This window comes from Spirillospora sp. NPDC049652 (assembly GCF_040675125.1).
Lineage (GTDB): Bacteria > Actinomycetota > Actinomycetes > Streptosporangiales > Streptosporangiaceae > Spirillospora.
Genome location: NZ_JBFAOF010000247.1, coordinates 1 through 8,622, shown reverse-complemented (window position 1 = coordinate 8,622; position 8,622 = coordinate 1). Strand labels below are relative to the sequence as shown.

Below are 8,622 nucleotides of genomic sequence, written 5' to 3'. Positions count from 1 at the left end.
GCCACGAGCTCGGCGGCCTCCTCGACCACGTGCTCGCAGTTGTCCAGGACGAGCAGGACGCGCCGGTCGCGCAGCGCGCCCGCGAGCCGTCCGGCCGGGTCGGCGGCTGCTCCCCACGCGGCCGCCGCGCCGGGCAGCTCGTCGCGGACGCCGAGGACGGCGGCGACGTGCTGCGCCAGATCGGCGACGCCGCCGTGCCACGCGGTCAGCTCGACCAGCCACGTGCCGTCCGGCCGCGCGGCGGCGCGCGCGGACTCGACGGCCAGGCGGGTCTTGCCGACCCCGCCGGGGCCGACCAGCGTGACCAGGCGCGTCGCGTCCAGCAGGCGGACGACGTCGGAGAGGCATTCGTCCCGTCCGACGAGCCCGGTCAGCGGGACGGGCAGGTTGGTCTCCGGGGCGGGCCGCTGCTCCGGAGCGGTCGCGAGGTGGACGGCGGGGGTGAGCGACGGGTCCTGCCGGAGGATCGCCGCCTGGAGGGCCGCCACGTCGGGCCCCGGGTCGACGCCCAGCTCGTCGGCGAGGAGTTCGCGCAGCTCAGAGAGGGTGGCGAGCGCGTCGCCCTGCCGTCCGGCCAGGTACAGCGCCCTGGCGTGGACGGCCCGCAGCCGCTCCCGGAGCGGATGCCGCGCCACCAGATCGCCCAGCTCCCCGGCCAGCAGCAGGTGCTCCCCCGCCGCGAGGCGGGCCTCGGCGCGCTCCTCCAGGACGGCGAGCCGCTGGTCGTCGAGCCGGTCGGCGGCCGTCCGCGCGAACTCCTGGTCGGCGACGTCGGCGAACGCCGGGCCGCGCCACAGGTCCAGCGCCTCGGAGAGGACGGCCGCCCGCGCGCGCGGGTCGTCCATCGTGCGCGCGCGTGTGGCGAGGACCGTGAAGCGCTCGGCGTCGACCGTGTCGGGGGCGTCCAGGGCCAGGCGGTATCCGGCCGTCTCGCGGACGACGCGGTCCCGCCCGAGCACGCGCCGCAGCATCGACACCTTCGCCTGGAGCGCGTTGGCCGGGTTCCCGGGCGGACGGCCGCCCCAGAGGTCCTCGATCAGCCGGTCGGCGGAGACCGCCGCGCCGGGCCGGACGAGCAGGTCGGCGAGCAGCGCCCGCACCTTCGCCTCCGGGATCGCGACGGGCGCGCCCGCGTCGTCCCACACCGCCACCGGACCAAGCACCCCGAAACGCACGTGTGCACCTTATTCGGATCTCGCCCGAGGCTTCGGACCGGCTTCGGGGCGGGCTTCGGATCGGCCGTCAGCCGGCCGTCAGCGTTCCCGAAGCCGCTCCCGGCACTGTCGTCCCGTCCAGTCAAGGAGGCGACGACATGGTCACCACGCAGACCACCCCACCCGCGACCGGCACGCGGCGGCTGCCGATGTCACCGCTGCTGGCCCTCGCCACGGCCGTTTTCATCACGAGCCTGACCGAGACGCTCCCCGCCGGGCTGCTGCCCGCGATGAGCGCCGGCCTCGGCGTCGGCACGTCCGCCGCCGGGCAGACCGTGACGGTCTACGCCATCGGGACGGCCCTGACCGCCGCCCCGCTCACCGCCGCCACGGCGGGCTGGCGCCGCAAGCGCCTGCTGCTCGCGACCGTGGCCGGGTTCGCGGTCGCGAACGGCGTCACGGCCGTCTCGTCCGACTACACGCTCACGATGGTCGCGCGGTTCGCCGCCGGGGTCGCGGCGGGCCTCGCCTGGGCGCTGCTCGCCGGGTACGCGCGGCGGCTCGCCCCGGCCGGGCTGGAGGGCCGCGCGATCGCCGTCGCGATGGCCGGGATCCCGGTCGCGCTGTCGCTCGGCGTCCCGGCGGGCACCTTCCTCGGCTCGCAGCTCGGCTGGCGGACGGCGTTCTGGACGATGTCCGCGCTCACCCTCGTGCTGATCGGCTGGATCATCGCGTCCGTGCCGGACGCCCCCGGGCGGCGGCGCGGGGACGGGGAGCCGAAGCCGCGCGTGCTGCGCGTGCCGGGTGTCGCGCCCGTCCTGTTCGTCACGCTGGTGTACGTCCTCGCGCACACCGTCCTGTACGCCTACGTCGCCGCCTTCCTGGACGGCGTGGACATGGGCGGCTCGACCGACGCGGTGCTGCTGGTCTTCGGCGGCGCGTCCCTGCTGAGCATCGCGGCCGTCGGCGCGCGGATCCACCGGCACCTGCGGATGCTGTCGATCGCGAGCGTCCTGCTCGTCGCGGTCGCCGCCGCCGTCCTCGCGCTCCTGGCGGACTCGCCCGTCCTGGTCTACGTCGCGGCGGGCCTGTGGGGCCTCGGCTGGGGCGGCGCGCCGACGCTGCTCCAGACCGCCGCCGGGTCGGCGGGCGGCAAGGCCGGGGACGGCGCCGCCGACGCGGCCCAGGCGCTGCTGGTCACCCTCTGGAACGTCGCCATGGCGGGCGGCGGCGTCGCGGGCGGGGTGCTCCTCGACCGGTTCGGCACGTCCGCGCTGCCCTGGACCGCGCTCGTCCTGCTCGCCCCGGTGCTCGCGGTGGTCGTCGCCGCCCGCCGCGACGCCTTCCCCGCCCGCTGATCCCCGTCCCCTTCCTCCGTACCGCCTTTCCCACCCCCTTGAGAGGTAGCGAGCCATGCTGAACGACACCCTGCTCTCCCCCGCCCGCGTCGGCCGCCTCGACCTGCCGAACCGGCTGGTCATGGCCCCGATGACGCGCAACCGCGCGGACGCCGACGGCGTGCCCGGCGCGCTGATGGAGACCTACTACTCGCAGCGCGCGACCGCCGGGCTGATCATCGCCGAGGCGGCCACGCCGAACGCGGTCGGCCTGACCTACCCGAACATCCCGGCCGTCTACGGGCCCGCGCACGTCACCGGCTGGCGCGGCGTGACCGGCGCGGTCCGGGACGCGGGCGGCCGGATGTTCCTGCAGATCCAGCACGGCGGACGCGTCGGGCACCCCGACAACAGCGGCCTGCACCCGGTCGCGCCCTCGCCCGTCCCGCTGCCGGACACCATCCACACCCCCTCCGGCCCGCAGCCCGCCGTCGTCCCCCGGGAGATGACCGGGGACGACATCCGCCGCACGGTCGAGGACTTCGCCGCCGCCGCGCGCAACGCGATCGACGCGGGCTTCGACGGCGTGGAGGTGCACTCGGCGAACGGCTACCTGCTGCACCAGTTCCTCGGCTCCAACACCAACCTGCGGACCGACGGCTACGGCGGCTCGGTCGAGAACCGGATCCGGTTCACGCTGGAGGTCACCCGGGCCGTCGTGGACGCCGTCGGAGCCGACCGCGTCGGCGTCCGGATCTCCCCGGCCGTCACCGCCAACGACCTGCGCGAGGACGACACCGACGAGCTCTACCCGGCGCTCGTCCGGGAGCTCGCCGCGATCGGCCCGGCGTACCTGCACGTGGTGTACGCAGACCCGGACACGGCCGTCTTCCAGGCGATCCGCGAGCTGTGGCCGCACGTCCTGATCGCCAACCCGAAGCTGGACGACCTCACCACCGAGGAGGTCGCCGCGAAGGCCGGGCGGGTGGCGGACGCGGGGGCCGACCTGGTCGCGCTCGGCCGCCCGTTCCTGGCCAACCCGGACCTGGTCGAGCGGCTGCGCGTGGGCGCGCCCCTCAACCCGGTCCAGGGCCGGTACCTCATGTACACCGGCGGGGCGACCGGCTACACCGACTACCCGGTGCTGGAGCCGGCCGCCCCGCTCGCGAGTTGAGACGCCGAATCAGGCCGGACGGGCGAGGCAGAGCGAGAAGTCGCCCGCCTCGTCCGTCCAGAACTCGGCGAGCCGCAGCCCGGCGGTGCCGAGCTCGGCGGCCAGCCGGTCGCGGCGGAACTTGGCGGAGATCTCCGTGCGCATCTCCTCCCCCGCCGCGAACTCGCACGTCAGGTCCAGTCCGCCGATCCGGACGGTCTGGTCGCGCACCGACCGCAGCCGCATCTCGATCCACTCGTCCGAGGCGTTCCAGACCGCGCGGTGCTCGAACGCCTCCGGGTCGAAGTCGGCGTCCAGCTCCCGGTTGATGACCCGCAGCACGTTCTTGTCGAACTCGGCGGTGACGCCCTCGGAGTCGTCGTAGGCGCGGACGAGCCGCTCCTCGTCCTTGACCAGGTCGCAGCCGAGCAGCAGCGCGTCGTCCGGGCCCATGGTGGCGCGCAGGCCGCCGAGGAAGCCGATCCGGGCGGCGGGCGGCATGTTCCCGACCGTCCCGCCGAGGAAGGCGACCAGGCGGCGGCCGCCGGACGGCAGCAGGTTCAGGTGCTGCTCGTAGTCGGCGACCACCGGCCGGACGGTCAGCCCCGGGTAGTCGGCGGCGATCGCGGCGGCGGCCTCCTCCAGGAAGTCGCCGGACACGTCCACCGGGACGTACTCCTCCAGCGTCCCGGCGAGCGCGGTGAGCAGCAGCCGGGTCTTCTCCCCCGACCCCGCGCCGAGCTCCAGCAGGGTCGTCGCGCCGGTCAGCGCGGCGATCTCGGCGGCCCGGGCGGTGAGGATCTCCCGCTCGCGGCGGGTCGGGTAGTACTCCTCCAGCCGGGTGATGTCCTCGAACAGGGCGCTGCCGCGCTCGTCGTAGAACCACTTCGGCGGGAGCGTCTTCGGCGTCGCCGCGAGGCCCTCGGCCACGTCCCGGCGCAGGGACTTGGCGAGGTCGTCCGACGTGAGGAACAGGTCCACGGAATCTCCAGGTGATGGGAGCGGGATGGGGAAGGTCACAGGGGCCGGACGCGGACGCCGGACGCCAGGTCAGCGGCGACGAGCGAGCCGTCCGGGACGGCCTGCCAGCCGGGATCGGAGTCCACCGGCTCGGACGCGATCCACAGCGCGTCCGGCTGGACCCGGATGAACAGCGAGTCGCCCCGCGCGGTCGCGGCGAGCGACGTCCCGTCCGAGGCCAGCAGGTTGAGGGCGCCAGCCTGGAGCCCGGCCACGCTCTCGACGGCCTCGACGGTCGCGGCGAGACCGCCCGCCAGCGACGTGCCCTCCCGCCAGTGCCGGGCCGCGATCGCGAACAGCAGGGCCGAGTCGACGGGCGCGCGGGCGTCGGGGACCTCGGACAGGTCCCCGGCCAGCTCGCGCAGCTTGGTCTCGACCCCGGCGAACCCGCCGACCTTGCCGTTGTGGCTGAACAGGCGCGTCCCGGCGCGGAACGGCTGCGCGCACGACTCGTCCACGGGGAACCCGGTCGTCGCCGACCGGATCGCGACCACCGCGCACGGCGCGGAGACGGCGCGGGCGACCTCCCGGAACGAGGTGTCGGTCCAGATGGGCTGGGCGCGGCGGAACCGGAACGCCTCGCCCGCCTGGTACCAGCCGACGCCGAACCCGTCCGCGTTGAGCAGGTTGCCCTGCGTCATGCGCGGCGCGTACGACTGCCGCTCCATGCTGTGCTCCCCCGCGTACACGAGGTCGTGCAGCGGACGGCCCGGCCCGATGTATCCCAGGTGGCGGCACATCAGAGCGACCTCGCACAACGGAAGCCGCTGAAGATCTGGCGGCGGATCGGATAGTCCCAGTTGCGGAACGAGCCGCGCACCGCGAGCGGGTGCGTCGCCCAGGAGCCCCCTCGCAGAACCTTGTAGTCAGGCCCGAAGAAGACTTCCGAGTACTCCTTGTAGGGGAACGACTGGAAACCGGGATAGCCGTGGAAGTCGGACGACGTCCACTCCCACACGTCCCCGATCAGCCTCCGCACGCCGTAGGCCGACGCGCCCGACGCATAGGTTCCCGCCCCGGTCGGGTGGAGGAGGCGCTGGCCGAGGTTCGCGCGTCCCTCCTCCCAGGTGTCGCCCCAGGGGAAGCGGCGGGACCGTCCGGTTTCGGGGTCGTGCCTGGCGGCCTTCTCCCATTCGGCCTCCGTGGGCAGCCGCTTGCCCGCCCATCGCGCGTACGCGTCCGCCTCGTACCAGCACACGTGCTGGACGGCCTCGTCCGGCGGGACGGGCTCGACGCGTCCGAACCGGCGCCGCACCCAGGAGGAGCCCTCGCGGGTCCAGAAGGCGGGCGCGCGCTTGCCGGACGAGCTGCGCCACTCCCACCCGGCGTCCGTCCACCAGCGGCGCTGGTCGTAGCCGCCGTCCTCGATGAACCGCTGGTAGGCGGCGTTGCTGACCGGTTCGGTGTCGATGTAGTAGGCGGGCACGTCCACGACGTGGCCCGGACGCTCGTTGTCGTAGGCCCACGGGTCGTCGGAGCTGCCCATGACGAACGGACCGGCCGGGACGAGCACCTCGTCCGCAGGGGCGGGCGAGACCGGCAGGTCCGGGACGTCGCGGTCGAGCAGGGCGGGCTCGCCCTTGCGGAGCTGGTGCGTCGCGAGCATCGTCTCGTCGTGCTGGTGCTCGTGCTGCACGACCATCCCGTACACGAACCCGCCCGAGGTGAGCGGGTTCCCGGTGTCGAAGCGCACGCGCTCCAGCGAGTCCAGCACCTTGGACCGGACCTCGGCGATGTAGGCGCGCGCGTCGTCCGGCGACAGCAGCGGCAGCGTGGGCCGCGTGGCGCGCGGATGCTCGAACGCGTCGTACAGCGTGTCGATCTCCGGGCGCATCGGGGTGATCCCGGCGGCGGCGCGCAGCAGCCACAGCTCCTCGTAGTTGCCGACGTGCGCCAGGTCCCAGACCAGCGGCGACATCAGCGGGGAGACCTGCGCGGTCAGCTCGGGCCGCGGCAGCGCCCCGGTGGTCAGGCCGAGGCTGCGGTCGCGGGCGGCGGCCAGCTCGGCCGCCACCAGCTCCTTCAGCGCGTCCTCGGGGAGGGCGTCGGCGGATGCGGTCAGCATGGGGAGGTCTCCTCGGCGAACGCGGGGCTGAGGCCCCGCTCCACGTAGCGGTCGGCGTACTCGGCCACGGCCGGGACGAGCGCGGCCGCGCCCAGCCCCGGCAGCGCGGCCAGCGCGGCCTCGAAGCAGGCGCGCGCGGCGTCCGCGAGCACGGCGTCGGCGAGCCCGTGCCGGGCGGCCGGCAGCCACCAGTCCGCGCCGGCCCGGCCGGCGAAGCGGGCGGTGGCGGCCTCGGCGGCGGCGGACGCGCGCGGGTCGTCCAGCAGCGCGGTCGCGACGGCGACGGGCACCGCCCAGTACGGCTCGGGCAGCGCGTCGATCATCCGCAGCTCCAGCCAGCCGCGCGGGCGCACCGGCGGGAACAGCGTGGACAGGTGGTACTCCAGGTCGGCGGCGGTGGGCTCGCCCTTGCGCAGCCACTCGGCGAAGGTCATGCCGGGGTCGCTGATCCAGCGGCCGCCCGGCGCGCGGACGAGCATGACCCGGGCGTCCAGCGCGTACCGGGTCCACGCCTCGGCCGGGGTCTCGGCGGCGTCGCGCAGCACCGTCGCGGTGCGGCAGGGGTCCAGCTCGGCCCAGATCGCCTGCCGGGTGGACGCCCAGCCGGTGCGCCGGCCGGCGCGCCGCGGCGAGTTGGCGAACGCGGCGACCAGCACCGGGCCGAGCGCGTGCACCAGCCGCCAGCGCCGGGCCGCGTCCGCCTCGTCCGCGCCGATGTCCAGGTTGACCTGCACGGACGCGGTGGAGCACATCATCTGGGGGCCGACCTCCGGGAAGCCGCGCGCGACGTAGTAGTCGCGCATGCAGGCGTACCGGGGCTGCTCGCTCTGGAATCCGGGCGGGCGGTGCGGGTCGACGCCGTGGCCGCTGAGGGCCAGCCCGAGCGGGGCGAGGGCCTCGCGGACGTGGGCGACGTCCCGGCCGAGCGCCGCGTGCAGGGGCGCGAGGCCGGGGAAGGGGGCGGAGCTGAGCTCCAGCTGGCCCCCGGGTTCGTAGGTGACGGTGCTGCCGCCGGGCGGCGGTCCGGCCGCCTCGACGGCGGCGCGGACGGTGGTGCCCGGGACCGGGGCCCCGGGCGCGTGCGGATCGGTGACGAACCATTCGGTCTCGGCGCCGACGGTGCCGGGCGGACCGGTCTTGAAGCACGTCCCGACGACGTGCCGGCGGACGTCGTCGAGGTGCAGGCGGCGATTGTCGATCACAGGTTCGAATCCTTCCCTGCTGAAACGGATCAGGAATCATGTGATTCAGGTAACAATCTCCGAACTAGCACCAAACAGGCAGGAAGCACCGGCCGTCCCCGGTCCCCCTGCCCGATGTTCGGACCGCGACACACCGGGTACCCCGCTTCACAGGCATTTCCGGAATGCACTAGAGTCCCGATTCCCACCGGTCCGGCCTGCGCCCTGCCCCTTCTCGCCAGGCGGTCCACCGGTCGGCTCCCAACGGCTCGCGAGGGCCGGCCCACTACGGAGGTCACATGCGCGGGGACGCGGGTTCCCTCTACGACGCGCACGCCGTCCGCCTGTACGCGCACGGCTGGTCGCTGCTCGGCGACGACGCCGCGGCGGCGGTGCAGGACGCCTTCGTGGCCGCGGTCCGGCACCCGCCGCGCGGCGACACGGTGCTCTGGATGTACGGGCTGTCGCGCACCGCCGCCACCTCGCGCGGGGCGTTCGACCGGCCCTGGCACGTCGCCTCCGGCGAGGCCGACCCGCTGCTGCGCGCCGCCGCCGCGCTCCGCGCCGAGCAGCGCGAGGCGCTGCTGCTGGAGGCGGGCGAGTGGCTGGAGACCCCGGACATCGCGCACGTCCTCGGCCTCGCGCCCGACACCGTCCGGCAGCTCCTGCACGCCGCCCGGACCCGGCTCGAACGCGGCGTCCTGGACGCGCT

The 8,622-nt window shown here is 75.1% G+C and carries 8 protein-coding genes; 3 read left to right on the top strand and 5 right to left on the bottom strand.

Annotated elements, in window-relative coordinates; genetic code table 11:
- A partial coding sequence (locus AB0J52_RS17835; protein WP_500182691.1) for an AfsR/SARP family transcriptional regulator occupies nucleotides 1–1,175 on the bottom strand: 1,175 nt, incomplete at its 3' end.
- A gap of 137 nt (nucleotides 1,176–1,312) precedes the next feature.
- Between AB0J52_RS17835 and AB0J52_RS17830 the strand changes: the two genes are divergently transcribed.
- Nucleotides 1,313–2,512 carry an MFS transporter gene (locus tag AB0J52_RS17830; protein WP_500182690.1) on the top strand — a complete coding sequence of 400 codons (1,200 nt, stop codon included), beginning with the start codon at nucleotides 1,313–1,315 and terminating at the stop codon, nucleotides 2,510–2,512.
- A gap of 55 nt (nucleotides 2,513–2,567) precedes the next feature.
- On the top strand, nucleotides 2,568–3,665 hold the full coding sequence (locus AB0J52_RS17825; RefSeq protein WP_500182689.1) for an alkene reductase: 1,098 nt from the start codon (nucleotides 2,568–2,570) through the stop codon (nucleotides 3,663–3,665).
- 9 nt (nucleotides 3,666–3,674) lie between these two features.
- Here the strand turns inward: AB0J52_RS17825 and egtD are convergent, their stop codons facing one another.
- From egtD to egtA, 4 genes are read right to left on the bottom strand one after another with little or no spacing between them, the layout of a single operon-like run.
- Entirely contained in the window at nucleotides 3,675–4,625 is a 951-nt protein-coding gene (egtD, locus tag AB0J52_RS17820) for an L-histidine N(alpha)-methyltransferase (protein ID WP_500182688.1), read from the bottom strand.
- A gap of 35 nt (nucleotides 4,626–4,660) precedes the next feature.
- Entirely contained in the window at nucleotides 4,661–5,404 is a 744-nt protein-coding gene (egtC, locus tag AB0J52_RS17815; RefSeq protein WP_500182687.1) for an ergothioneine biosynthesis protein EgtC, read from the bottom strand.
- Nucleotides 5,404–6,729, bottom strand: coding sequence for an ergothioneine biosynthesis protein EgtB (gene egtB / locus AB0J52_RS17810; RefSeq protein WP_500182686.1), 1,326 nt, complete (start codon nucleotides 6,727–6,729; stop codon nucleotides 5,404–5,406). Before egtB ends, egtC begins: the two co-directional genes overlap by 1 nt.
- Nucleotides 6,723–7,931: an ergothioneine biosynthesis glutamate--cysteine ligase EgtA gene (egtA, locus tag AB0J52_RS17805; RefSeq protein WP_500182685.1), complete on the bottom strand. Its 1,209-nt coding sequence runs from the start codon at nucleotides 7,929–7,931 to the stop codon at nucleotides 6,723–6,725. The genes egtB and egtA overlap by 7 nt, the downstream gene beginning before the upstream one ends.
- A gap of 278 nt (nucleotides 7,932–8,209) precedes the next feature.
- On the opposite strand from egtA, the gene AB0J52_RS17800 reads away from it, so the two are divergent.
- Nucleotides 8,210–8,622, top strand: a 413-nt coding sequence (locus AB0J52_RS17800) for a sigma factor-like helix-turn-helix DNA-binding protein (RefSeq protein WP_500182684.1), incomplete at its 3' end; no start/stop codon positions are given.